General features: G+C 69.8%; 21 protein-coding genes. 20 read left to right on the top strand and 1 reads right to left on the bottom strand.

Annotation, left to right across the window (positions count from 1 at the left end; translation table 11 throughout):
- Positions 1-140 precede the first annotated feature (140 nt).
- Entirely contained in the window at positions 141-1,106 is a 966-nt protein-coding gene (locus AQJ46_RS41845; RefSeq protein WP_079072660.1) for a hypothetical protein, read from the top strand.
- A 17-nt stretch (positions 1,107-1,123) separates the two neighbouring features.
- Positions 1,124-1,717 carry an AAA family ATPase gene (locus AQJ46_RS41850; protein WP_059210581.1) on the top strand — a complete coding sequence of 198 codons (594 nt, stop codon included), beginning with the start codon at positions 1,124-1,126 and terminating at the stop codon, positions 1,715-1,717.
- 86 nt (positions 1,718-1,803) lie between these two features.
- Here the strand turns inward: AQJ46_RS41850 and AQJ46_RS41855 are convergent, their stop codons facing one another.
- A complete protein-coding gene (locus AQJ46_RS41855) occupies positions 1,804-3,270 on the bottom strand; it encodes a peptide deformylase (protein ID WP_059210582.1) in 1,467 nt (488 codons plus the stop codon).
- Between the two features lie 447 nt (positions 3,271-3,717).
- Between AQJ46_RS41855 and AQJ46_RS41860 the strand changes: the two genes are divergently transcribed.
- The 18 genes from AQJ46_RS41860 (at position 3,718) to AQJ46_RS41945 (ending at position 25,093) form a co-directional block, all read left to right on the top strand.
- On the top strand, positions 3,718-4,794 hold the full coding sequence (locus AQJ46_RS41860) for a hypothetical protein (protein ID WP_059210583.1): 1,077 nt from the start codon (positions 3,718-3,720) through the stop codon (positions 4,792-4,794).
- Positions 4,795-4,891: 97 nt separating this feature from the next.
- The gene (locus tag AQJ46_RS41865; RefSeq protein ID WP_079072661.1) at positions 4,892-5,581 is read left to right on the top strand and encodes an HAD family hydrolase; all 690 of its coding nucleotides are present in this window, start codon (positions 4,892-4,894) and stop codon (positions 5,579-5,581) included.
- Positions 5,582-5,881: 300 nt separating this feature from the next.
- Positions 5,882-6,532, top strand: a complete 651-nt coding sequence (locus AQJ46_RS41870) for an HAD-IA family hydrolase (RefSeq protein WP_079072662.1) — start codon at positions 5,882-5,884, stop codon at positions 6,530-6,532.
- Entirely contained in the window at positions 6,529-7,512 is a 984-nt protein-coding gene (locus tag AQJ46_RS41875; RefSeq protein ID WP_059210586.1) for a glycosyltransferase family 2 protein, read from the top strand. Before AQJ46_RS41870 ends, AQJ46_RS41875 begins: the two co-directional genes overlap by 4 nt.
- Positions 7,513-7,588: 76 nt before the next feature.
- On the top strand, positions 7,589-8,746 hold the full coding sequence (locus AQJ46_RS41880; RefSeq protein ID WP_159064124.1) for a hypothetical protein: 1,158 nt from the start codon (positions 7,589-7,591) through the stop codon (positions 8,744-8,746).
- A gap of 22 nt (positions 8,747-8,768) precedes the next feature.
- Positions 8,769-9,761: a phosphotransferase enzyme family protein gene (locus tag AQJ46_RS41885; RefSeq protein WP_059210588.1), complete on the top strand. Its 993-nt coding sequence runs from the start codon at positions 8,769-8,771 to the stop codon at positions 9,759-9,761.
- Between the two features lie 121 nt (positions 9,762-9,882).
- The gene (locus tag AQJ46_RS41890) at positions 9,883-10,872 is read left to right on the top strand and encodes a Gfo/Idh/MocA family protein (RefSeq protein WP_159064125.1); all 990 of its coding nucleotides are present in this window, start codon (positions 9,883-9,885) and stop codon (positions 10,870-10,872) included.
- The gene (locus AQJ46_RS41895; protein ID WP_059210590.1) at positions 10,860-11,933 is read left to right on the top strand and encodes a DegT/DnrJ/EryC1/StrS family aminotransferase; all 1,074 of its coding nucleotides are present in this window, start codon (positions 10,860-10,862) and stop codon (positions 11,931-11,933) included. The genes AQJ46_RS41890 and AQJ46_RS41895 overlap by 13 nt, the downstream gene beginning before the upstream one ends.
- Position 11,934: 1 nt before the next feature.
- Positions 11,935-12,714: a Rossmann-fold NAD(P)-binding domain-containing protein gene (locus AQJ46_RS41900; RefSeq protein WP_059210591.1), complete on the top strand. Its 780-nt coding sequence runs from the start codon at positions 11,935-11,937 to the stop codon at positions 12,712-12,714.
- A gap of 54 nt (positions 12,715-12,768) precedes the next feature.
- The gene (locus AQJ46_RS41905; protein ID WP_059210592.1) at positions 12,769-14,676 is read left to right on the top strand and encodes a polysaccharide deacetylase family protein; all 1,908 of its coding nucleotides are present in this window, start codon (positions 12,769-12,771) and stop codon (positions 14,674-14,676) included.
- An 11-nt stretch (positions 14,677-14,687) separates the two neighbouring features.
- On the top strand, positions 14,688-16,211 hold the full coding sequence (locus AQJ46_RS41910; protein WP_059210593.1) for an AMP-binding protein: 1,524 nt from the start codon (positions 14,688-14,690) through the stop codon (positions 16,209-16,211).
- On the top strand, positions 16,208-17,362 hold the full coding sequence (locus tag AQJ46_RS41915; RefSeq protein WP_059210594.1) for an aminotransferase class I/II-fold pyridoxal phosphate-dependent enzyme: 1,155 nt from the start codon (positions 16,208-16,210) through the stop codon (positions 17,360-17,362). The genes AQJ46_RS41910 and AQJ46_RS41915 overlap by 4 nt, the downstream gene beginning before the upstream one ends.
- A 61-nt stretch (positions 17,363-17,423) precedes the next feature.
- A complete protein-coding gene (locus AQJ46_RS41920; protein ID WP_159064126.1) occupies positions 17,424-18,641 on the top strand; it encodes an asparagine synthetase B family protein in 1,218 nt (405 codons plus the stop codon).
- On the top strand, positions 18,622-18,921 hold the full coding sequence (locus tag AQJ46_RS41925; RefSeq protein ID WP_079072664.1) for an acyl carrier protein: 300 nt from the start codon (positions 18,622-18,624) through the stop codon (positions 18,919-18,921). Before AQJ46_RS41920 ends, AQJ46_RS41925 begins: the two co-directional genes overlap by 20 nt.
- A 361-nt stretch (positions 18,922-19,282) precedes the next feature.
- Complete coding sequence (locus AQJ46_RS41930; RefSeq protein WP_059210597.1) at positions 19,283-20,461, top strand: protein-L-isoaspartate O-methyltransferase family protein; 1,179 nt, start codon at positions 19,283-19,285, stop codon at positions 20,459-20,461.
- Between the two features lie 144 nt (positions 20,462-20,605).
- A complete protein-coding gene (locus tag AQJ46_RS57720; protein WP_063803909.1) occupies positions 20,606-22,174 on the top strand; it encodes a GNAT family N-acetyltransferase in 1,569 nt (522 codons plus the stop codon).
- A gap of 65 nt (positions 22,175-22,239) precedes the next feature.
- A complete protein-coding gene (gene fxlM, locus AQJ46_RS41940) occupies positions 22,240-24,591 on the top strand; it encodes a methyltransferase, FxLD system (protein WP_059210728.1) in 2,352 nt (783 codons plus the stop codon).
- A 142-nt stretch (positions 24,592-24,733) separates the two neighbouring features.
- Positions 24,734-25,093: a MazG-like family protein gene (locus AQJ46_RS41945; protein ID WP_059210598.1), complete on the top strand. Its 360-nt coding sequence runs from the start codon at positions 24,734-24,736 to the stop codon at positions 25,091-25,093.
- Positions 25,094-25,145 lie beyond the last annotated feature (52 nt).

Genomic DNA, 25,145 nt, shown 5'->3' on the forward strand with positions numbered 1-25,145 from the left:
GAGAGGGCCACCTCGTGTCATCAGCACTACTCCCGCGTACCTGCGGTGCACGCATCGCCGTCACCACGGACTTACGCGCCCACGCACTTGCCGCCCGTCCTGACATTCCAGGGATGCCACGAGGCTCCGTCCTCTGCGAGTTGACGGAGCACGGCCCAGAGCAGCACGCGGGCCGCATCCGCCCGCTCGCGCGCCCCGAGGGCGGGGCGGTGTGGGCCACCTGGACCACACCGGATGAAGTCGTCTGCCTCGCCCTGTACGACTGCGGCAAGCGCAGCAAGGAGCAGGGGCGACCGTGTTCCCTGTTCGGTGCCCATCTGGGCCCCTGCTCGTTCGCCCGCGATGACGCCTTGGTGGAGGACCCTGCGCGGGTCGCGCGCATCGACGCCGCGCTGGGCGTGCTGGCCGAGGCCGACCAGCACGACAAGCTGGCTGTCCAAACGGCTGCCCACGATGCCACCCTCCTCACCTGGGACGAATTGCGCGCCCGCCATGTCTGGACCAGGCTGCCGGCCTGCGACCAGGCCGCGATGTACCGGCTCCTCGCCCGCGCCGACTCCCTTCGCGCGACACGCTCGTCCGTCGCAAGCACGGCGAGCGAACTCACGGTCGACGTCGCACAGATGACACGGCTGTGGGAGCCCTCCTCGCCGCAGCGACTACCCGACGGGGACACCGCCGCAGCCCTCCTCGGCACTCTCGATCGCCTTCCCCCGGAATGGCGCACTGTGGTGTTGGGCGGCCAGCGTGAAAACCGCTACCAGGCCCGGATGCCGCTCGACGAAGCCGTGGCCTGGGCCGGCCGCCACAGCTCCGAGGGACTGGGCCCGCCGCCCGCCGAAGACGACTGGACCGCCGAGTGGGACCGCAAGGAAGACGAAAGGCAGGGAGCGACCACCAGCGGACGGCTCGCGAATCTACCGACCGGCTGGCAGGTCGATGCGGTGCGCCGCATCGCGCGCGGCGGTGACGCGCTCGGCACCGTCGCCAACGCTGACCTCAGCATCAACGTGATCCGCCTCTACGGCGTCGACCGGGCCGCGTCCGACACCGGGCCAACCAACCTCCACATGGCTTCCGTTCGAGCCGATCCGCAGAACGCCTGAGGCGAAGGGCAACACAGATGATCGTGTGGATCAGTGGTGCGTACGGCGTGGGGAAGACAACGCTCGCCACCGCTCTCGCCGGCGAGCTTCCCGGCGCGGTTGTTGCCGATCTCGAGCCCATCAGCCGCGCCATCCGGGAGACGCTGCGAGGCCACCCCTGCGCGTGGCAGGACCACCAACGCTGCCCGCCGTGGGACGCGACCGTGGTGGTCTTTCTCGCCGGTCTGCACGCCTACGTCGGCGGCCCGGTCATCGTGCCGATGACCGTCGTCGACCAGGACCTGCTGGCCGCGCTGCTGACAGTCCTGAGCGAGTCGGCGGACGTACACCACCTCGTGTTGCACGCCGACCCCACGGTACTCAAAGAGCGCATCATCTCCGCCCGCACGCCCGGCGAGGGCTCGATCGATGCCGCCGCAAGACGCGCGGACCGGCTGCGTCACCTGGACAGCGGCTGCTGCGCAGCCGTGAGCGGGCTCCACGCCAGCGGTCACATCATCGACACGAGCATGCTCACCCACCAGCAGGTCCTCACCTCTGCGCTCGCCTACCTCGCCAGCAGAAAAGCCACGGCCCATACGGCGTGCGGGGACGGGCAGATGCCGCGATGACCGGGACCAGACGAGGCGGCCATGCCGACATCGGTGACGCAGCGGCGACTTGCGCAGAGGACCGGCATCCAGCAGCTGGTCTCGCCTCAGCCGTACTGCCACTGCCGGCCGGTGTCTCGATATTCCTCGACCGGGATCGGCAGGACGCCGGGACGCATGCGCTCCCGGTAGAGGACGCCGCCGAGGTGGTCGAGTTCGTGGGCGACGAGGCGGGCCATGCCGTGGGTGAAGCGGGACAACCGGGTGCTGCCGTCGAGGTCGTCGTGCGCGACAACGATGCTCAGGGCACGGGGAACGCGGCCTCGGACGTCAAAGAAACTGAGGCAGCCCTCGAACTGCTCGTCCTGGTCGGCGGAGGACTCCTCGATCGTGGCGTTGATCAGCACGACCGGGTCGGCGGCCGGATCCGGAGGGATGACCACTGCGGCGGAACGATCGATGCCGAGTTGGGGGGCGGCGATTCCCATTCCCTTGCCGAACGTGTGCAGTTTCCGGACCCGGTCGATGGCGCCGAGGAGTTCACCGACGATGCGCCCGGCCTCGTCTGCTTCGGCTGGCAGGTCGAACGGGCGCGCTGGGGTGACGAGGACGGGAGCGCCGTCCTGGATGATGCCGGCGTTCGCCATGGCCTGGCTCGCGGAGAGAGTGCTCACAGAGGCGTTCTCTTTCGTGTCGGGTCCCGCCTTGAGGCGCCACTCCAGGCGGTACCGGGCATGCAGGGGTGGATCCATCGTCGCCCAGGTGAAGACGGTGCGATCTCCTCGTGTGGTGGCTTGAGGCTGGGTCCGCAGTGGTGCGAGGTCCGCGCTCAGGGATGTCTCGGTCCCCCAGACGGCCGGCTCGGCTGCGGAGGGAAAGGCGAGTTCCACGGTGAGGCGACGCGTCGGCAACCGGACGGCTCGTTGGAACCAAGGGCCCCATTTGCCAGCGCTCACACTGTAGGAGTAGGTGATCTCCGCTTCCTGGCCCGGATAGAGAGGGAAGCGGCGGGTTGGGCTCTGGAACTTCAACCAGAGTTCCTTGACGGCGTCGCGGTCGTGTTTGACGGTCCACTCCATCGGCTCGTCGCTGCAGTGAGCCTGAAGGCCGAGTTCATCCCAGGTCAAAGGGTTGCTGCGATACAGAGCGTTGGAGCGTTCTGGTTCCTCGGGGTAGCGGTCCACGGCGATACGCACGAGGTAGCGGCTGACGGGATCGGTGCCGTCGTTGCGCAGCAACCGGCGCATCCGCAGGTGGAAAGTGCTGCCGTCGAAGTCCAGGGCTGCGTCGTCCTCCAGGACCAGCAGGCCTGTGCTGGCTGTCGACTCGCTCTGTTCGGCCGCCGACGGGGAAGCGTCGCTGCCCTGCCATGCCGTCCACAGGGCGCCGCCGGCGTCAAGTTCCGTGTCCGCCCGGCGGGCGAGGGCGGGACTGCCGTGTTCGCGGCCCGCCTCGAGATGGCTGATGTACGAGCGGTCGACGTTGAGCCGGTCCGCCAACGCCTTCTTGGACAGCCCGCGATTCGTGCGCCAACGCGTGAGCTCCGCGGCAAACACTCCGCGCTCGATCTCCAACGACTGTTCTCCTTCGTGGAGTTGAACACGATCGTGAGTGAGTGCTCCTCACCCTCACCTCATCCTGCCCGGCGGGAGCTCAATGGTGCCAGGCGTTGGTCATGGTCGTCATCGTCACCGCGGCCGCCGCCCTTCACCGGTGGTGGCGGACGTCCACGGAGCAATCGGTTCAGATTCAGATAGCTGTCTATTTCGGCAAGGTCTCACCCTCTCGGGAGGACTCGCTGTGGCCAACTGCGCGATCCTGGAACGCTCATGAGTGAGCGCTCGACGTCTGTTCGTCGAAATGAACGCTTGTGGTGGTGGATTCACCAAACCGGTTTGAGCTACGCCGCATTCGCACGCGAATTATGGATGACTGCTGAGTTGAATGGGCGTTCCGACCTACGACCGGATCGGTCACGCATAGGTCACTGGGTCAATGACGGACAGACGCCGCAGCATCCGATGCCGGACTATCTCGCACAGACACTCTCGCGCCTGTCCGGCTGCACCGTGACTGTGGCCGACCTGGGGCTCTCATGCGGCCCGCAGTCTGGAGTCGAGCGCCTCGGAGTCGTCGATATGGCGACAGCCTTCTCACGAAGCGTCGTCTCCACGGACCTGTCGTCCTCGGAGATTGACGAGCTTGAATCGGGTATCGACGCGTTGGCCCTGGCCTACCCGACTCGTAGGCCGGAGGAGTTGTGGGATGAGGCGATGGAACACCGCCAGCGCGCCCACGTCCTACTGCATCATCGGCGGCACACCCTCCGGGAGGGACGTGAGATCGCCCGGTGTGCGGGAATGCTGTCCGTCGTCCTCGCCTGGCTGTCTCACGACGGGGGACACCAGCAGGCCGTGGAAGCATGGGCGGTGGACGCAACCGCGCACGGACAACAGGCCGATGCTCCTGAAGTGATCGCGTGGGCCGAGGACGTTCTCGCCACGGACGCGTTGTACGACAACCGGCCCCTGGACGCGCTGACCGCCGCGACTCGCGGACTGGCCGTGGCACCGCGTTCGGGTGACGCCTCCATTCGCCTCATCGCGCAGGTGGCCCGTGCGCAGGCGTGCTTGGGAAACGCTGAGGGCTTCGCCGATGCGGCCCGGCGCGCCGAGGCTCTCTGCTCAAACCTCACAGCGTGCTGGAGCGGTCTCTTCAGAGTCGATAGGGCCCTTATCGGCTCCTTCAATGCCTCGTCATATCTCTGGCTGGATCGGCCCCGTGAAGCGCAGTCGGCAGCGTTGGACTCCATAAGCCACTACCGCTCTCTGGAGGCGCCCGCGGTCGCGCCCACCCGCCTGGCGGTGGCCGAACTCGACCTCGCGCTGGCGCAGACAGCTCTGGGAGAGCCGGACGAGGCTGTACGGGCCGGTCTGTCAGCGCTCGGCGGTGAGCGTCTGGTCCATGCCATCGTCGGTCGGGCCGAGTACCTGGGCCGCGAATTGCGCCGCCGACATCCGGCCCGGACGAGTGTCACAGAATTCCTGGAACTGGTGCACGGCTTGCGGAACGCGCTGGAAAGCACTCCGGGTCGGTGACCGAAGAGCGCGCCTTTCGCATTCCACTGTTCGCGGATACTGCCGCAATCTCGTCCGGTGTTCCATCTGTTTGATGGCATGGGAAGCAGGGACATAGTTGATAAATCACGCCGCTCAGCGCACTAGGCCAGGGCCTGGGGCCGCCGTCGTCTTCGACTGTGACGGTTTGCTGATCACAACCGAGGTGGCCTGGGATCTCGCTTACGATGCGATCTTTGCTCAGCATGGTGCCGCGGTCGACGAAGCCGACAGGGACCGTCTGAGGGGCCTTGACCTCACCGCGGTCGGGCTATTCCTGGCTGAACGGCTCCATCGCCCAGCCTCCTCTTCGGCTCTGGCCGAAGAGGCCCTCGATCTGATGCGCAGCCACGTCGACAGGGTCATCGCACCCATGCCCGGGGCCACTCAGCTGGTTGCCGAGTTGGCCGGCACCCGTCCCGTTGCCGTGGCGTCCAACGCGCCAACCGACGTCGTCGAGGCACATCTGCGCAGGTTCTTCGACCTCTCGGGCGTCGTCATCGTCGGAGGTGACATGGTGGACGCGCCCAAGCCACAGCCGGATGTCTACCTGGCCGCTTGCGCCGCTCTCGCCTCGGATCCGGCTGACACCTGGGCACTTGAAGACTCTGCCACGGGCGCTGCAGCGGCCCTGGCCGCGGGCCTCTGCGTCGTAGGGGTGCCACACACGGCAGGCTCGTTCTTCCCCTGCCACATGCGGGTCGGTTCGCTCGACGACCCTCATCTCCGGCAGGCCCTCCTCGGCGAAACCACCTCCGGTACACGCTGATCCCGGCGCCGGTCCCCGACGGGACCGGCGCTCATCCAGACGCGCTCCCGCGACAGCCCCAGCTGGCCGGCTGGCGTACACCGTGAGCGGTCCCGCGAGACGTGAGTGATCGTGTCGGCCGTTGCGCGGCGCGCCACAGCGCGCCACAACGGGCCACGGAGCCTCCCCAATCCGCCACAGCGCGCGCCCTACCCAGGCCACAGCTTCTTGAGGTCTCCTTGCGGCAGTAAGCAGCTCAGTCGGGACAGGCCGCCCAGTCAGGGCAGGCCACGGACTGCCAATGGCCGTTCCCCCGTACCGATGACCCGAGCGTGCTGGGCGGCAGCCCAGCCGAAGGGAGGGCTCGACTCCGTGAAACCGAGTGCCTTGGACACTGTCGTTTGCGACGTGGGCGGCGTGATCATCAGGTTCGATACCGGCGTCGCGCAGCAGATCGAAGCGCGGCACGATCTAGACAGCGGATCGCTCCTGGCCGCTGCCTTGAAGTCTCCTCCTGGCCGCCAGGCCATGGCCGGCGAGATGACCCACGAGGACTGGAAGCAGGCCATGACCGGCCTGGTGGGAGAGTCCGCGATCGACGAGTGGCTCGCCTACCACGGCGAGCTGGACGCGGAAGTGGTGGCACTGCTGAAGAAATCCAGAGGTGCTGGGGCCCGTGTCGTGCTCCTCTCCAACGCGACTGCCCGGCTGCACGACGACCTGGCATTTCACGGACTCTCGGACCTGGCGGACCGCGTCTTTTGCTCGGCCGAGATGGGGCTGGTCAAACCAAATCCGCGTTGCTTTCGTGAGGCCGCGCAGCGAGCGGGGTTCGCACTGGAGCGGGCGCTGTACGCCGACGACACTGCCTCCTGGGTGGAAGCCGGAGTTCGTCTCGGTATGACCGGCCACCTCTTCAGCACGGCCAAGGCGCTGCGGGACACTCTGGAGTCGACGGGACTGGTGTCATGACCACACACCAGTCCCCACCGCCGGAGATCGTGATCAGTGTCATCGTGGCGACAGCCCGCGATCACGGGTGCCGACGCCTGGTACAGGCCGTGCGGGAGCAGTTCGCGGCCGCGGCATGCGCGTACGAGATCGTCCTCGTCCTCGACGGCTGCCCGCGCTACAGCTGGCTCACCGATCACGGTCCAGACCTCCGTGTCATCGTCCTCCCCGAGCGGCAGGGAATCGCCCGTGCCCGTAACACCGGGATCGCCGCCAGCCGGGGCCAGTTGCTGGCCTTCCTCGACGACGACTGCGTGCCGGCGCCGACTTGGCTGGGTGAGCTGCTGCGCATGAGCAGCGAGCACCCCGAGAAGGCGGCGTTCGGCGGACGCGTGATCGGGACCGACCCGTCGAACCTGTACAGCCAGCTGCGGGACGGCATCTACTACTACGAAACGTTCGGCCCCTGGTACACCGACAGCTCCGCGGCCGCGGACGTGATCGGCGCCCCGTACGTGAACGGCGGGAACTGCGCCTACCGGCGTGAGGCGCTCCTGGCCAGCGAGGGCTTCGACGCTCTACTGCCCGCCTACAGCGACGTGGAGCTGGGCCGGCGCCTGCTACTGCGGCAGCGAGCGGTGCTCAGCCCGCGCATGGCCATTCACCATGATCACCCCAGTGACTTTCGACAGTACATGCTGCGCTGCTGGCGCAGCGGGCGGGCACGGGGCTTGTTGTGGTGGCACCGCCAGTACCGGGAGGACTCGCCTGCGGCCGTCGCCGCCGCGGTCGCGACGAATCTCATGTGGCACAACGCCGTCCACCGGCGGCGCCGGATCACTGACTCGCCCGCCCGGGTGGTGGCAGTGCTGACCTGTCAGGAGATTGTTCATGGCATCGGATACGCGTGCGCGCTCCTCACGAGTCTCGTTGGCGGCCAGCGTGCTGGCGGCCTCCCTCGTGACGCGGAGGGTGCTGGAGTCGCGTCAGGTACGCCGTAGCCTCAGTGCCGGCCGCCGCGCAGCGGGCTCCGGGACGGGGTCTGCTCTCTCGGGCGGCGCGCGGGTGGTGTGTGTCGTGCCGATGTACGAGGAGACCGCGCTCGCCGAGGACACCGTCCGGTTCTGGCGGCACGCCCTGCGGGCGAAGACTGTCGACTCGGTGGTGCTGGTGACGACCGTCAAGGAAACGGCATCAGGTGGGGCGAGTACGCACACTCTGCTCCGGGAGGTCCTCGCCGCCGGCGCCGAGGACCACGAGGACCTGGTGCTCCTGCACTGCCAGGAGGTCTGCCCCTACCGTGCCGCGCAGCTGGACATGGCCGTCGCGTGGGCGCGGGATCGGTTCGCGTCCGCTGATGAGGCGAACGAGCTGTGGATCGGCGTCTACAACGCCGACTCCCGGCCGCACCTGGACACGTTCGACGAACTGCGCTCGGCGATCGGCGCCGCTCCCGGGGTGCGTGTCTTCCAGCAGCTGGTCGACTACGTCGTCCCGGACCGCGAAGGCACCGGTGCAGTGGCGGCGGGCAACGCGGTGCTCCAGACCTGGTGGACTTTGTCGCACTACGTCGCCCGGAACGAGCGAGGGCGCCGCGGCGACTCGCTGTGGTCGCGGACCTCACCGTTTTCGACGTTCGGGCACGGAGAGTTCATCCGCGCGGACTTCCTCCAGATGATCGGCGGATTTCCGCGGTACGCCTACGCCGACGGGCTCCTGCTCGGCTGGGTGGCCCGCCTCGCGCGTGAGCCGATCGGTCTGCTGGCCAACCGCGACGTGGCCGAGGTCCCCCGCACGGGGCGTGACCTCGTCCTGCAGCAGACCGCCTGGTTACGGGGCCTTCTGAACTTCGGCGTCACCGTGGAATGGTGCCGTGAACAGAACCTGCTGCGGCTTCCGGCCACCGAGGTCAGCCTGCTCAAAGCCCGCCACCTGGCCATTCCCGTGGCGTGGGGGCTGAGTACGGCGGCGGTGGCCACAGGGATTGTGGCCGAAGTGCACCGGGTGATTCGCAGGCGAAGCCCTGCGGCCGATCTTGCCGCGATGGCAGCATTGGCTGCCTATCCGGTGATCCCCGGCCTGGTGGCCACGACGCAGCAGCAGCGCGCCATGGGCCGTGGTCGGCGGGTTGCCGGAGTGCTGGCATCCTGGCCCATGGAAGGGCTGGCTTTCTGGCCGGCCCTGTACGGACACGTTCGGCACGGCCAGCAGGCCCCGGCCAAGACGCCCCGGTAGGCGGTAGGAGGGATGGACGGCTGTGTCGGCCGAGGAGAGCGAGCGGCTGCTGAGCGACGCGCTGGCGTGCGCGATGCAGACGTGGCAGCCGTCGGGCTACGGCTTCGAACCGGTGGCCGGCGGCACGATGGCCGCGGTATGGCGAGGCGTCTCACCGTCGCCGACGCTGCCGGACGTCGCCGTGCGGCTGACTCCCAAGCCGGAGGCGCTCATCCGGAGGATTGCCGCGCTGGTCGACGGGGTCACGAGCGTCGAGACCCCTCAAACCTTGGCGGTCGGCACGATCACGACCGCGGACGGACCGCGGACCGTGCACGTGTGCACGTGGATCGGCAAGGGCGGCGCGGACCGCAGCGACCCCTACGGGCTGGGCCAGGACCTCGCCCGGCTGCACACAGACCTGACACGGCCCGGGGCCGGCGACTTCACCGACCGCCGCCTGTCCTTCGAGCGCGGACCGATCCCCGCCTCCGACCAGGACCTGCCGCCCTGGTACGTGGCCCGGCACCTGTGGCGGGACCGCATCCTGCCCCAGCTGGCCCAGAGCCAGGCGTCCCTGCGGCCCCAGCCCATCCACGGAGACATGCACTGGGACAACGTCGTGGCCGGCAGCAGCGGCGGCGGGTTCGGCTTCATCGACTTCGACAAAGTCATGTGCGCCCCTCCGGTCTTCGATCTCGCCAAACTCCTGGCCACCGGCTTCTTCGTGCACCGCGACGGCCGGGCCCACTACCGACAGTCACGGGCCGCGGACCTCCTGGCCGGCTATCGCAGCATCCGGCCGCTGAGGCCCGCCGAGGTCACCGCCATCGAGGGCTTCGCCGTGATCTTGAACGAGGAGATCGCACGCCTCGGCCACGCCTACGGCGTGGACGCCTACCGCCGCCAGGCCGATGCCGTCGGATCCTGGTGGACCTCCCGGCGGCGCCAGCGCCCCCTGGACCCGCTCGGTCTTCGCGAACCGGCGGCCGAGCCCACCGGGCAGCAGCTGTTCCTCCCTGACATCGACAGCTAGTCCCGAGAACCCGCCAGGCGGCACGGCCGCCCCCCAGACACGCGCGCCCGCGCCCGGGCGATCGGGCCCCGCACCCCACGCACCCTGTCATGCCCATGCACGTCTTCGCGTACGGAGTGTCATGCGATCACTACTCATAGGAGTCGGCAGCCACGGTGGCGACACACTGCTGCCCGCTGCCTGCTCCGCCGGAATCCCCTTGTCCGCCCTGGTCGACCGGGACGCCCCGCGGGCCAGCCAGCTCGCCGCGCAATGGATGATCCCCCAGGTCTACGCGACGGCCGACCAGGTCGACAGCAGCACCTTCGACACCGCCCTCATCGCGCTTCCCGTCACCGAGCAGGCCGCACACGCCGCCTGGGCCCTGAAGGCCGGGCTCCACACCTTCGTGGAGAAGCCGCCGGCCCCGGACCTGCGGGGCCTGCACTCCCTGATCGAACTCGCGCAGCAGTCCGACGCCGTCTGCTGCGTCGGCATGAACTTCCGCTGGGCCGAGGGCATCCGCAAGCTCATCGAAGCCCTCGAATCCGGAACCTACGGCACCGCCACCTGCGTACGGGTCGAGCACGTCGCCCGCAAGCCGGTGACGAGCTTCAGTGCGGAACTCTCCCTGGAGGCCAGCCTCTTCGCCGCCCAGGGCATCCACGCCATCGACCTGGCCCAGATGCTGATGCCGGGAACCACCGGCACCGCCGGCCAGATGATCTCGGTGGACCGCGGACGCCTGTGCGCCATGGGCGCCACCAACCCCAAGGCGGGAACGCGGCTGGAGGTGCTGTTCGGCAGCTGCGCGGCCGCCTTCTACCACTCCGTCCACGTCACCACCTCGCGCGGCGACATGTTCCACCTGCGGGACCTCTCCGAGCTCCAGCTGCGCCCCAGCGGAGGCGACCCGCACGTCACCGAATACCCGGGCGTCCGCGTCCTGTGGCGCCGCTCGCCCGGCTCGGACGGCTACACCCATGCCGGATACGGGCCCGAACTGGCCGCCTTCCGGGACCTCCTGAACGGCGAGGCACCGCACCGCCTGGCGCGCCTGGAGGACCTGCTGCCCGTCTACGAGGCGTTCGACGCCCTGCTGACCTCGGAGGGCCTGGGATGGACGGCGTAACCGAGAAGTACCTCCACGACGCCATCGCCGCCGGCGGCACGGGCAACGCGGACGCCGTCCGCGCTCTCGAAGCCCGGCTCGGCGCGCTCGTCGGCGCCCCGTACACGCTGTGCGTCTCCAGCGGCACCGCCGCGCTGATCAGCGCCCTGTACGCGGTGGGCGTCCGCCCCGGCGCGAGGGTGGCCGTCTCGGCCCTGGGCCCGTCGATGACCGGACTGGCCGTGGCCGCCCTCGGGGCGCAGCCGGTGTTCATCGACTGCCGCCCCGGCTCCTTCGGCCTGGCCCCGCAGTCGCTGAGCGAGGCGGCCAAGGCGGGCCCGCTCGCCGCCGTGGTCCCCGTTCCGATGTGGGGCTACTGGGACGAGGACCCCCAGGTGCTCGCCGACCTCCGCCAGCGCGGAATCCCGGTGATCGTCGACGCCGCGCAAGCGCCGTTGTTGCGGCTTGAACCGCAGGCGCTGGCCGACGTCGCCGACGTGATCTGCCTGAGCCTGCACGGACGCAAGCCGATCAAGGCCGGCGAGGGCGGCGCCTGCCTCACCCGCAGCACAGCAGTCGCCGACAAGATCCTCGCGGTGCGCAACTTCGGCCAGGTGGCGGAGTTCTCCGGCACACGGGTGGATCCCACGGGCCCCTTCGGCAGCCGGCTCGGCACCAACTTCAAGATCAACGGTGTGGGGGCGGCCTGGTGCCTGGGCCAGCTGGAAGACCCTGGCGCACTGCGCGCCCGCCACGCACAGTTGAGGGCGGCCGCGCGCACCGTGTTCGACGGCACCGGCATCGCCTGGCACGAGGCCCCGCACAGCAGCGACGTTGCCGAGCACGGCGGGTACGGCCTGGTCGCCCTCTGCCGCGACCCCGAGGACGCGGCCCGCATGGCCCACCGCCTCACGGCCGGCGGCGTGGAGGTCGACACCCTCCGCTACGCCTACGCACCCATGCACACCAGTGCGTGCTTCACCGCCGACGACGTCCGCACGCCGGCCGCGCACGACCTGACGTCGATCGCGGTGGCCTGCCGTCTCGAAGCGTTCCTCGCCCCATCTGCCGTCGGAGGTTGACATGAAGGTTGGCATCATCGGCATGGGCCACGTGGGGGCCTCCATGCACACCCTCTTCGCGCGCCACGCCGACCTGGTCACCTACGACCAGAAGGACGGCGATACCTACCCGCAACGCGCCCTGCAGGCATGCGACTTCGCCGTGGTGTGCGTGAACACCCCGGCCGGCCCCGGCGGGGAGTGCGACGTGTCCCACGTCTTCGACGCCGTCAAGCGCGTCCCCGCACAGCGGGTGATGCTGAAGTCCACCGTCCCGCCCGGCACCACCGCGCAGCTCGCCGAGGCCACGGGCAAGGAGATCTGCTTCAGCCCTGAGTACGTCGGGGAGAGCACCTACTTCAACCCGGTCTGCGACGACCCGCTGACCATGCCGTTCGTCATTCTCGGCGGTGAGCAGGCGATCCGCGGCTACTTCCTCGACGCGCTCGTGCCCATCCTGGGACCGACGAAGGCCTACTTCCAGTGCACCGCGGCCGAGGCCGAGGTCATCAAGTATATGGAGAACGCGTTCTTCGCCACCAAGGTCACGTTCGTCAACGAGTTCCGCGAGATCGCCGAGGCCTTCGGCGCCGACTGGCACACCGTGCGCGAAGGGTGGCTGCTGGACCCGCGCGTCGAGCCGTCCCACACGGCGGTGTTCGCCAACGCCCCCGGCTTCGGCGGCAAGTGCCTGCCCAAGGACATGACCGCCATCATCGCCGCGGCGCGCGCGGTCGGTGCGAGCGCCGATCTGCTCAGCCAGGTCGTGCGCAGCAACGAACGGCTCCGCGCCGCCCTCTAGCCGCCCCGCTGCCCGGCCGGGACCGGCCGGGCAGCCGCCCCGTGGGAGCCGACCATGCCCGCGCCCGTCATCATCGGCGTCAACTATCACCGGATCGGCGAGGTGGATCCCGCCAACCCCTACCACCGCCTCCACACCGTGCCGCTCGAGGTCTTCGCCCGCCAGCTCGACTGGATGCGTGCTCGCGGCGCGATCGTCTCCCCGGATCAGGCCCGCGCCGCCGACCTGCCGGCCGACGTCAACTTCGTGGTGTGCTTCGACGACGTGCCGGTCTCCGCACTCACCGGCATCGGACTATTGCGCTCGCAGGGCCTTCCGGTGACGCTCTCGCCCGCCGGGGTGCTCGCCGACGACGGACTGGGATGGCGCGACAAGGTCTACGCCATCGAGAAGTACGCCGATCCCGAGCACATCGCCCAGCACGTCGCCGACCACCTCCCGGAAGCCGCCCGCCGGGAGAGCACCTTCTACCACCTCACCAAGAGCGCCGACCTCGATCCCGACCGGGTGCGCACCCGGCTGATCGACCCGCTGTACGCGTCCGTCCAGGACCGCGCGGCCCCGTTCTTCGCCGAACGCGGCTACCTCACCTGGCCCCAGCTGCGGGACCTCGCGCGCGATCCCCAGGTCACGGTGGCCAACCACACCTACCAGCACGACAACCTCGCCGCCCTCGGCCGTGACGCCGTGCGCGCCGAAGTCGCGCGCGCCCACACCCACTCCACCCGCCAGATGAGAGCGTCCGCCCGGTACTTCACCGTCCCCTTCGGCCGCCTGACGCAGGAACTCGCCCTGGACCTGCTCGATCCACTCATCTCCCTGGGCTATGAGGGCATCCTCTGGGTCGGCTCCGGCGGAGTGAGCGTCCACGGCCCCTACCAGCACCAGGTCCTGCACCTGATCCGGGTGCACGCGGCCGAGACGGCCCACGGGTTCGCCGATCAGGTGGACGCCGCGGTCCGCGGCGCGACCCGCGCGGCCATCTGGCAGGTGCCGGAAGTGGCGCACCACCGGCCGGTACAGATCCTCGAAGGAAGCAGCGCCCGCCGTGCGGGGACGCTCGAGATGGTGCTGCGCCAGGGCAAGGACCACGCCAGCGATCCGGCGTACTTCCACCACCAGTTCACGGCCAACCCCTACCGCGGGACCCGCGCCGACTACCGCACGGTCGAGGCCGACGGCTATCCCGAAGCCATCGCGTACCACTTCCACACCACCTTCGCCGTGGACGGACAGCGGGTGCCGGGCATCTACCTGTCCGGCTGGCGCAAACTCCCCCACGCGCACGCCACGGCCGCAGGCCGGCTGCTGCGCGCGCTCCTTGATCACGAGCCGATTGTCGGCGTCTACCGGCCCAACCCAGAGATCCACACCGCCTTCCGGGCCTGGCACCGCATCCGCGTCACCCAGCTCGACCTGCCCGCCTCGCCCCACCGCCGCGCGACCGGCCCGTCCGCATGGAGCGCCCAGGAGAGCAGCGCGTTCCCCGCCGACTACGAAGACCTGTGCGCGGCATCCGTCCAGCGCGCGGGCTTCACGGTGGCCCGCGACAGCTCCTACTACCACTGGCGGCACGCAACCTATCCCGCGGCCCCGGCCACCTTCCTCGCCGTACGCAGCGCGGGCCGGCCCACCGGCATCGCGGTCACGCTCCATCTGCGCAAGGTCACCCACGTCGTTGACTTCCACCTCGCAACCAACGAGGACGCGGACCACCTGCTCGCCGCGGTCCGGACGCACGCCGCCGACCACGGCTGCGCGGCCGTCCGCTGGGAGACCACCAACGCCCCGCTCATCCACACCGCCGTCGAGCACCACGGAGCGACCACCACCACCTACGACAACTTCTACCGCTTCAACTCCTCACGGCGCGCCTCCCACGGCGTCGCGCTACCTGGCGAGCGCTGGAGCGACCTGCAACTGCATGAGACCGCCACCACCAGCGACGTCCTACCTCGGTGAGGAGGCTCCCTATGTACACCGTCGCAGATCTCGTCTTGGCCAACGCCCGCACCCGGCCGGAGAAGACAGCCGTCATCGACGGCAACGACACGGTCAGCTACGGCCAACTCGCTGACCATGCATGGCACTTGGTGGGAGGCCTGCAGGGCCTTCTCCCCGCGGGTTCCCGTGTTGTGCTGCTCCTGCCGCGCTCGGCCGACACGCTCGCCGTGTACTTCGCGGCGCACCTGGCCGGCCTCGTCCCGGTGATCGCCCACGAACAGCTCCGTACCCGCCAGCTCGCGCACATTGTCGACCACGCCGAAGCGGGCCTCGCCCTCACCACCGACCGCCTGGCCGCGCGGCTGAGCACCTGTCTGCCGCCGCAGCGCATCCTGACGGTGCCGGGCCTCGCTGCCTCGCCACCGGCGGCACAGCCGGTCCGTCCGCGCGTCATCGGCCGGGATCTCGCCGGTCTGATCTACACGTCCGGCTCCACCGGCAGGGCCAAAGGCGTCATGCTCAGCCATGACAACCTCCTCGCCGGTGCCGAGATCGTCGCCGACTACCTCGAGCTGACGCCGAAGGACCGCACGCTCGCCCTGATGCCGCTCTCCTTCGACTACGGGCTGAACCAGGTGCTGGCCACGTTCCACGCGGGCGGCACCGTCGTGATCCAGCGCTCCTCCTTCGCCCCGGACATCTGCCAGACACTCCTTGCCCACGAGGTGACCGGGCTGGCCGGGGTGCCCACCCTGTGGAGCGACCTGCTGCGAGCCGGCTCCCCCTTCGTCACCGCCCGCTACCCCGCACTGCGCTATCTCACCAACACGGGCGGTGCCTTGACGCCCGCCGCCGTTCAGGCGCTTTGCTCCGCCCAGCCCCAGCTGGCGGTCTTCGCGATGTACGGACTCACCGAGGCCTTCCGCAGCACCTACCTCGCCCCGGGCCGGCTCCAGGAGAAGCCGGCCTCCGTGGGCCGTGCCATCCCCGACTGCCAGGTCGACGTCGTGGACGACGAAGGCCGGCCCTGTCCCCCGGGCGAGGTCGGCGAAGTGGTGCACCGCGGTCCGACGGTCGCGCTGGGGTACTGGCGCGACCCCGAAGCCACCGCCCGCGTCTTCCGGTCTCGCCCCGGGCTGCGGCCCCCGCTGCAGGAGACCGTCGTGTACTCCGGCGACCTCGGCTACACCGACGCCGAGGGCGACCTGTACATCACGGGCCGCCTCGACGAACTGACCAAGATCCACGGGATTCGCGTCACCCCCACGGAAGTCGAGACGGAGGTATCGGCTGCCGGTCTGACCGCGGCCGCGGTCGCGGTGTTCGTCGCCGATCCCTCCGGTGCCTCGGAGCCGCGCCTCCTCCTCGCCGTGCAGCCCCGGGAGTCCTCTTTCAGCGTCGACGCCCTGCACGCGTACTGCGCCGCCGAACTGCCGCCGCACATGCGTCCTGGGCGCATCGAGGTCCTCGACGAACTCCCGCGCACACCGCACGGAAAGCCCGACCGCCAGCGCATCCGTGCCTTCCTGACGAGCGAGGGAGCCGACCGATGAGACCTGCGCACAGCGAACTCCTCACGCCCCTGGAGGAGTTCACCCAGCTCCACGGGGCCACCGTGCGCCGCTTCGGACGACGCGCGGTCGATTTGGCCTTCCCCAACCCGCAGTTCCTGGCCGACCCCCGCCCCTATGAGGTGCTCGCCTCCCTCGCCGCCCAGGCGGGCCCGCTCGATCTGCGCTACAGCCCCTTCGGCGGGTTCACTCCCGTGCGCCGTCGGCTGGCCGGCGCCCTCGCCAAGGAGCACGCTCTGCCCTACGCCTGGAGCGACATCATCATGACGCCGGGCGCCACGATTGCCCTCCGCGTCGCCCTCCATGCGCTCTTTGCCCCTGGCGACCACATCATCTTGATCAGCCCTTGCTGGATGGACTACCCCCTGTACCTCACCGACCTCGGCCTCTCCTACACCCTGGTGTCCAGCACGCACGACAAGCGCCTCGACCCGCACGCCATCGCACAGGCCTGGACGCCCAGCACCCGAGGCGTGATCATCTCCCAGCCAGCCAGTCCTAGCGGGGTGATTCACGACCACACCGAACTGCAGCAGCTGTCCGTCGTCCTTAAACGGCACGCACGAGCGAAGCCACCGCTGCTCATTGCTGATGAGGCCCACGCTCACCAGGTCTGGGACAACACGCCGTGCCCGGCTCCGGCCGCGTACTACGCCCATACCCTCACGGTGCGGTCGTTCGGCAAGGCCTGGGAGATGCAGGGACAGCGCACCGGCTGCGTCGCCGTCTCACCCCGCCTCGAGCCCCGCAGCGAGACCACTACGGCGCTCCTGCGGCAGATGCGGATCGGCGGGCACTGCGCGCCGACCGCTCTGACCCAGCAGCTCGCAGCGGCCCTGTGCGAGACCGCCCCTGATCTGAAAGGCCTCGCCGATCTGCAGCATCATGCACGTCAGCAGCTACACGCGGCCGGCATCACCGTCCTGGACACCCACGCCACGCGGTTCCTCTACGCACGCTGTCCGCGCGCCGACGATCGGGCCTTCGTCTCTCAGCTGGCCGACCGCGGGGTCCTCGTGATGCCGTCATCGCTCTTCCACGAGCGCGGCTGGTTCCGCATCGCCCTCAACCTTGGCGTGCCGGACCTCGACCGTGCCCTAGCGACCATTGGCGAGGAGTGCGCCCGTGCTTGAAACGCACCTGCCCGTCACGAACGCATGCTGGACACCATCTGAGGGCGCACACTCCGGGAGCGTGACGCCGGACATGGCGCGCATGCTCCTCGGGCGCTTCGCCGATGTCCGCCAGGACGGAGGCCAGGTGATCGCACTGCGTGATCCCCTCGGCCTGAACAAGCTGTACGCCGCCTTCCACCCCGACGCCGGCGTCATCGCGGCGAACTACCTGATCGATCTCGTCAGGGCCGGGACCAGCTTCACCGACATCTACGCCATCCCCCCGGGCAGCGTGGTCACGCTCGACCCGCAGCACCGTACGGGTGCGGTGCGCCGCTTCGCCGCACTGCCCGGCCGTGCCGGATCTGATCGCACGGTGGGAGAGCTGGCTGCGGAGATCATCGCGCTCCTCGACCAGGGCATGCAGCACCTCGCGGCCGCACACCCCGACCTCCCCGTCGCCGTCTGCCTGTCCGGCGGTGCGGACAGCTCCGTCATCGCCTCCTACGCGCGCCGGCACTTTCCCCAATCCGTCGCGTACTCCTACTGCCTCGACGCCCGGCCGCTGAGCGAGGATGCTATCGCAGCCCGGGCCGTCGCCGACCACCTCGGCCTGCCCTGGCGTCTGGTGCGCGCCGACCGCCAGGCCCTGCTCGACACGATTCCTGCCGCCCTGCTCCACGGCCAGGACTGGCGCGACTTCAATGTCCACGCCGGCATCGTCAACGAGGTCCTGGCCGCGGCCATCGCAACCGACCACCCGGCCGGAGCGCTTGTCCTCACCGGCGATCTGATGAACGAGTTCCTCGCCGACTACACCCCCGTGACCCACGACGGCATCGACTACTACCGGCTGCCGCGCCTGTCACCGGACCGACTGCGGATCCACCTCGCGCGGGGTCTGCAGACGGGTGACCGCGAAGTCGGAGTGTTCGCCGCGCACGGGCTGACCGTCGTACAACCCTACGGCTGGGCCGTCTCCCCGCTTCTCGCCCTGTCGGAACCCGTCAGCAAGCCACAGCTCATGATGGCGCTCGCGCGCGGCACGCTGCCGGCAGCGGTACTTCAGCGGCCCAAACTCCGTGCGCAGATCGGGGATCGCAACGCCGAGACCGGTGTCCTGCCCCAACTGCTCCGCGCCGGCATCGACCAACAGAGCCTCGAAGACCACTTCCGACGGACCCTGGGCATCCGATCACCGCTGGAGCTGCGCACCACCGTTCGAGGCGGCGTTCACCAGCCCGTCCCCGCACCCCGTATCCCTGCGGAAGGCCATCATGAGTCCCTCACCAGCTGATATCGCTGCCAGCATCGAAGCATTCATCCGGCGCGAAGCCTCGGTGGCCGACGACGACCTCGGCTTCAGCCGACAGGTGAACCTGTTCGACGCCGGATACCTCGATTCCCTGACGGTGGTGGCGCTGACCGTCCACATCGAAGAGGCACTCAGTACCCCGATCAGCGACACCGATCTCTTCGATCCCCGATTCGCCACGATCGACGGCATGGCCGAACTCGTTGCCGAGCGCGCCGGCCGGACCGCGGACGCAGCGCCCGGCATCACCGCCGACTCGTGATGCCGACGGGATGCTCGCCCTCCGGCCCCGGGGCACCCGGGCTCTCCGCGTTTCGGCCAAGATCGGCTTCATCTCGGGCCAGTCCGGGCAAGGGTCGTTGCATCCCACACGCCCCACCGCCCCCGTCCTTTGGCGGAAGTGAGCGCGTCTTAAAAACGTGCGTTCGAAGACCCTTCCACCTCGTTGAGCCATACGCACTCGAACTATCACGCGACAGGAACAGGAGGAGCCGTTGGCCCCGGCCCAGGACAGCACACCGGAACTCGCGCAGGGTCCGGCTGATCCCGCCTCGCCCGGAGCAGCGGCCTCAGCACGCACGTCGCCGCGCGTCGTCCAGGACCCGGGCACAGCGCGGGAGGCTATGGTCGCCCGGCTCGAGGAGGCGGGCGTTCTGCGGCCGGGCCCGGTGCGCAACGCCCTCCTCGCGATCCGGCGCGAAGTGCTGATTCCCCAGGCCTATGTGCGGCGCAGTCAGCCCGGCGAGGAGCCGCCACGGTGGGACCTGCTGGACTGGGCGGAGCCGGCCTACCGCGACGAGCTGCTCGCTTTGCTGTACGGCGGGGAGAGCGTGCTCGTCCAGCACGCCGGCGAACGGCTCCTCGGCCGGGTCCCGGGTCCGAGGTCCGGGGGCGCGATCACGGCGATGTCGAGCGTGGTGGACATGACCGCCGGGCTCCTACAGAGCCTGGACCTCCGGCCGGGGCAGCGGGTACTGGATATCGGCACCGGCGCCGCCGTGACCGCGGCAGTCGCTTGTTGGATCTGCGGCGATCGGACCGTGGTCACGCTGGATCGCGATTCACATCTCACCGAGGCAGCGCAGGCGCGTCTGGCCGGTCTCGGCTACCGGCCGAGGGCGGTGACCGGGGACGGGGCGGCCGGCTGGCCAGCCGGCGGACCGTACGAGCGGATCTTCGTCTCGTACGCCGTTCCCAGGGTGCCTTCGGCCTGGGTGGACCAACTCGCTCCGGGCGGGCATGCGATGGCGACCCTCAGCGGCACGTCGCCGTCGTGGCCCGGCCTGGCGATCATCACCGCCACGTCCGGCGGCCGCGTACGAGGGGAACTACGTCCGGTGGAGTTCGGGCATCGGCCCGGTCATGGATTCGAGCGGCTATGCATTTCACGGGAGTTCCTCGACCGGATCGAGGCCGGGGACGGGACCCGCGTCGTCCACACCAGCACAGCGCCTCCACCGGACGGGGCCCGCGGATTCTGGCTTGCTCTCGATCACTTGCGGCCCGGGCTGGTCCGCAACTGGTCTGCCGGCCACGTGGTCATCGGGGCCCCGGCCTGTGGTTCATGGCTCACCGCCCGGGCTACTGGAGCCGACTGCTGGAGTCTGACGGCCTGTGGGCCTCGGGACATCTGGGGAGAAATCCAGGACGTCGCCGGTCTCTGGAGGGCCGCAGGTGAGCCGTCCACCTACCAGCTGCACGTCGAGGACACCCAGCAGTGGGTCACCGCTGGCGCTGCCACGGCAGAACTCTCCTGGTCGCTTCCCAACACCGACGTCATGGGCGCTGAGGAGGAGCAATGACCGCTCGCGGAACCCGGGCTCCTACCGCCCTGCTCCAGCAGGGAGCTCCTGCTCGCGGCCCGGACGACGACCACCCCAACTCGTTCGGGCCCTGCCCCCGCAGCTACCAGGCCCGCTGTTCCCCGACCTTCGAGAGGTGCTGACATGCCGCCCGCCCGATCCGACATCAGCGCTCTCGTGCAGATGTACCTGACGCGCCATCCTTCCGAACAGGGCGCGGTGGAACCGTTGTTGACGCTGCTCGAAGGAGTGGAGGACCCGACGAGCCGCGCCACGATGCCAGCGCACATCACGTGCAGTGCCGTGGTGATTGACCGGGATCGGCGTGTGCTGCACATCCTTCATAGGGCGAGCGGTCTGATCCTCGTCCCTGGCGGTCATCCCGAGCCGGGGGATCGCACGTTGCGCGCCGCGGCGGTGCGCGAGGTGGGCGAGGAGACCGGGATCAAGGCAGGCAGTCTGTGCCTGACCCCGCAGCTTCTCGGTGTCCCGATCGATATCGACTTTCAGGACATCGAGGCCCGCCCGGACAAGGGAGAGCCGCCGCACCGGCATTACGACGTACGGTTCGCCTTCTACCTGGTCGGAGAGCAGCCCGAGCTCGTTCTGCAGGAGGCGGAGGTCGCAGGAGCCGAGTGGCGCGGATTCGACACGGTCAGCTCCCCGACACTGCGCGCCAAGCTGCTGTCTTCAGGGCTCGACGGCCGGCCGGCGGCGGTGAACGCCTCGGCGCTGATCTTCGACGACGCCGGCCGATATCTGCTTCATCTGCGCGATCATCTGCCGGACATTTGGGAGCCAGGGGCATTCGACTTGCTCGGCGGCGGCAGCGAGCCGCAGGACGTGACGCTCGAAGACACGGTCCGGCGCGAACTCGGCGAGGAAGTCCCCGATCTTGTCATCCCGGACCTGGAACCCTTCGCAGTGGAGTGGGCCACCGGCACCGACGGGCTATGCGTACCAATCCAGGTGTTCGCCGGCCGCTGGAACGGCGACCCCGACCGTCTGCGCCTCACCGAGGGCGTCTTGCTGCGCTGGTTCGCGCCCGAGATGCTGCACCGTCTGCGGCTGAGCCCGGCAACACGCGACCTGCTGCTCCGGCACGCGGCACACCGCTCCGCCCTCCTCGGCCAAGACCACCGCCCCGAGCAGCGGAACGACACCGGGCACGGCCTTCTCGTCGCCGACCACACGCCCGTGGGTGCCACCGTGCCGGGTCCGCGCACGGGAGGAGTGCCGCGTCTGGCAGTTCCGGCCGATGCGGGCGAGATCGCCCGTCTGCGATCCGAACTCATCCTGTCCGAGCCGCTGGACGAGGACTGGCTGTCCACCTGCCGCGATCACCTCGCCGCGCGCCTTATCCCGGGCGGGGACGCCCGGGCCTACGTCGTCGACGCCCCGGAGGGCGGGCTCGTCTCCTGTGCTCTCGCTCTTGTCGGTGCCGTACTCCCCGCTCCCCGGTACCCCAAGGGGCTGGCCGCGCGGATCCAAGCCGTCGCCACCGTTCCCGGTTACCGCCGCCGCGGCTACGCCAAGGCCGCGCTGACCGCGCTGCTCGCGCATCTGGAAGGGGACGGCGTGACGCTCTACGAACTGCACGCCTCCGACGAGTCAGCCCCGCTGTACGCCGCGCTTGGTTTCGCCAAGGACCCGGCCCTGATGCGGATGACCCGGACCCCGTCCTCAGCTCACGCAACCGCGCCCGGGACCTGACCGGCGCCGAATCCGAGCACCACAGCGACAGCCGATCACTACACCACACGATCAGGAGCAGCTCCGTGGCTTATGTCCGCCGGGACCAGTGGGACCAGCACTACGCGCAGGACCGGGGCTTTCGCCGGGTCGGCCAGGCCGAGAAGGCTCTGCTGGCCGAGCACGTTCCCGCGCCGGCCAACGGCCGGGCGCTGGACGCGGGTTGTGGCACCGGGGAGCTGGCCGCCTACCTGGGCGAACTCGGCTACCTCGTCGATGCCGTCGACTTCGCCGACAGCGCGCTGGCCCGGGCCGATCGGGCGGACACGGTAGGCGTGCGGTGGCTGTGCCTGGACGTCGCCCACGACGACCCGGGCGAGCTGAGCGAGGACGGATACGACCTGATCACTCTCCGCCTGGTGTATCCCTTCCTCGGCGACCGGCAGCGGGTCATGCACGCGCTCGCCGGACGGCTGCGTCCGGGCGGCGCGATCGTGGTGATCACTCCCCTGGCTGCGGGCACCCCAGCAGACCGGCGCGACATCGCGCTGGACGAGGACGAGGTCCGGGTGCTGACCGAGAGGTGGCAGACCGTGGAGCGGTTCGACGCCGACGGCCTGGCGGTGCTCGTCCTGCGCAACGCCTTGCGGGAGTTCACCGCGGTGGAGAAGGAGGGGGCGCCGTCGGCGCAGGCGGTCGCCGGAGCGTGCATGGTGATCACCGACGCCTTCGGGCGGGTGCTGCTGGGACGCTCCAGCGACGGTGTCTGGGAGCTGCCCGGAGGGGGCGTGGAGCCGGGCGAGGACTTCCCCACGGCGGCCGTGCGCGAGCTGGCCGAGGAGGCCGGGCTGAACTGCCGTATCGAGGACGCCCATTTGGTGGCGGTCCTCCAGGACGACCGGGGCCTCCTGCGGCGGCTGTCCGGCGTGGTGCGCGCCGTCGCCTGGTCCGGTGAACCGGCCGTCCCCGACCAGGAGCGCCACCGGTTCGCACGGTGGGAGTGGCACGATCTGCACACACTGGCCGCTCTCGGCCCGATCTTCTCGCCGAGCGCCCAAGCGCTGAATCTCGTGTGGCCGGGCGTGCTGCCGGGCCTGCCGCCCGTGCACGCCTACCCGGTGGCCGGCCGGCGTCCGCCGGTCCCTGGCGAACCGCCGCAGGCGGCGCGGCTGCGGCACGAGATGACCGAACAGATCCTCCGGCGCGGGTACCGCCTGTCGGCACCGGTCCTGGAAGCACTGCGCGGCGTGCCCCGCCACCGGTACGCGCCCGAGGTCCCCCTGGAGACGGCGTACGACGACGATCTCGCCGTCGTCACCCTCAGGAACCAGGAGGGGCGGGCGGTCAGCAGCGTCTCCGCCGCGTGGTTGCAGGGCATCATGATCGACGGCCTTCGCCCGCAGCCCGGGATGACGACGCTGGAGGTCGGCTCGGGCGGCTTCAACGCCGAGCTCCTCGCCCACGTCGCCGGCCGGCGCGGGCGCGTGGTCACGGTCGACCTCGACCCGTATGTGGTGCACCGAACCCAGCAGTTGACGGCCGAGGCCGGCAGCGGCCGCGTCACCGCGCTCCTCGGCGACGGGGCGCTCGGAGCACCGGCCCATGTCCCCGCCGACGGCTTCGACGGCATTGTGATCACCTACAACGTGTGGGACCTCGCACCGGCGTGGCGCGAGCAGCTCGCCGAGGGCGGCTACCTCGTCATTCCGCTGGAAATGCACGGCTACACCCGCGCGATCGCCCTGCAAAAGCGCGGGAGCATGCTTGAGGCGGGTCCCGGCGATTGGACGTTCTGCGGGTTCATCCGCGACCGGGGATCCGCCGCCCGCACCACCCCCACCGTCGATCTGCCCGGCGGACTTCAACTCCGCTTCGAGGACGGGATCCCGGTAGACACCACCGGCCTGGACCAGGCGGTGCAACGGCCTCGCCACGAACTCGGCACGGGCGTGCGTGTGGCTGGCGGCGAATCGTTCGAGACCCTGCAACTGCTCCTCGCCACCACGCTGGACGGGTTCTGCCGACTCGCGATGGACGGCGAGCGCGACGGCGGCCTGGCCGCCGTGCCGCGCGGCGCGGACGCGGCCGCCCTGGTGAGTGAAGGGTCTCTGGCGTATCTGACCCACGTCCTGGTCAAGGACGGGGACACCCCTGCCGAGCGGCTCAGCGAGTTCATCGTCCACGCCTTCGGCCCCGCTGGCGAGGGCCTCGCCCAGCGGATGGCCGCCCGGGTCCGCGATTGGGACTGCACCGTCCGCGGCGCGGGCTACCCCCACGTGACCGTGCACCCGGCCGGCACAGCGGACCAGGACCTGCCCGCGGGCCATGTGCTGGACAAGGCGGATTCCCGGCTGGTCTTCCGCTGGCCCGCCCTGGACAGCAGCGCCACGGTCAGTACAACAGCGGGGGACCTGACGAGCGCCGCAGACCTCCGGTGATCGTGTGGATCACCCTCGTGCGGTCACGCACTGCCTCCACGCCAACGGTCACGTCATCAGCACCACCGGCCTCCCCCCACGAACAGCCCCGCGCGGCCGATTCGGCGCCCCGACCCGTACTTCCTGAAGGAGACACCCCACCGTGCACGGAATCTGGGACACCATCCACCGACTCGCCCGCCGCTTCAACGAACACGACGCCGCGCTCGGTCTGAACCAAGACGAGCAGTGGAGCCTGCAAGTCCTCAAGATCGCCGAGGAGACCGGGGAAGCCTCCCAGGCGGTCATCGGCGCCCGCGGCATCAACCCCCGTAAAGGGACCGCGCCATGGGAGGACGCTCATGCGGAAGTCGCGGATGTAGCCATCACGGCCCTGGTCGCCCTGGCCCGCATGCGCCCCGACGACGCTGCGGAGTACCTCGACCGGCATCTGGCCGCCAAGTCGGCAAAATTCCTTCTCTCGGGTCCCGCGTCAGTCCCGGCCCCGGCGGAGCCGGCATGAGCAACTGCCGTTCGACACCGCAGCAAGGACCGAGCCGCGCACGAGCGCTGAA

It is taken from the genome of Streptomyces canus (assembly GCF_001514145.1).
In the GTDB taxonomy this organism is placed as follows: Bacteria; Actinomycetota; Actinomycetes; order Streptomycetales; family Streptomycetaceae; genus Streptomyces; species Streptomyces canus.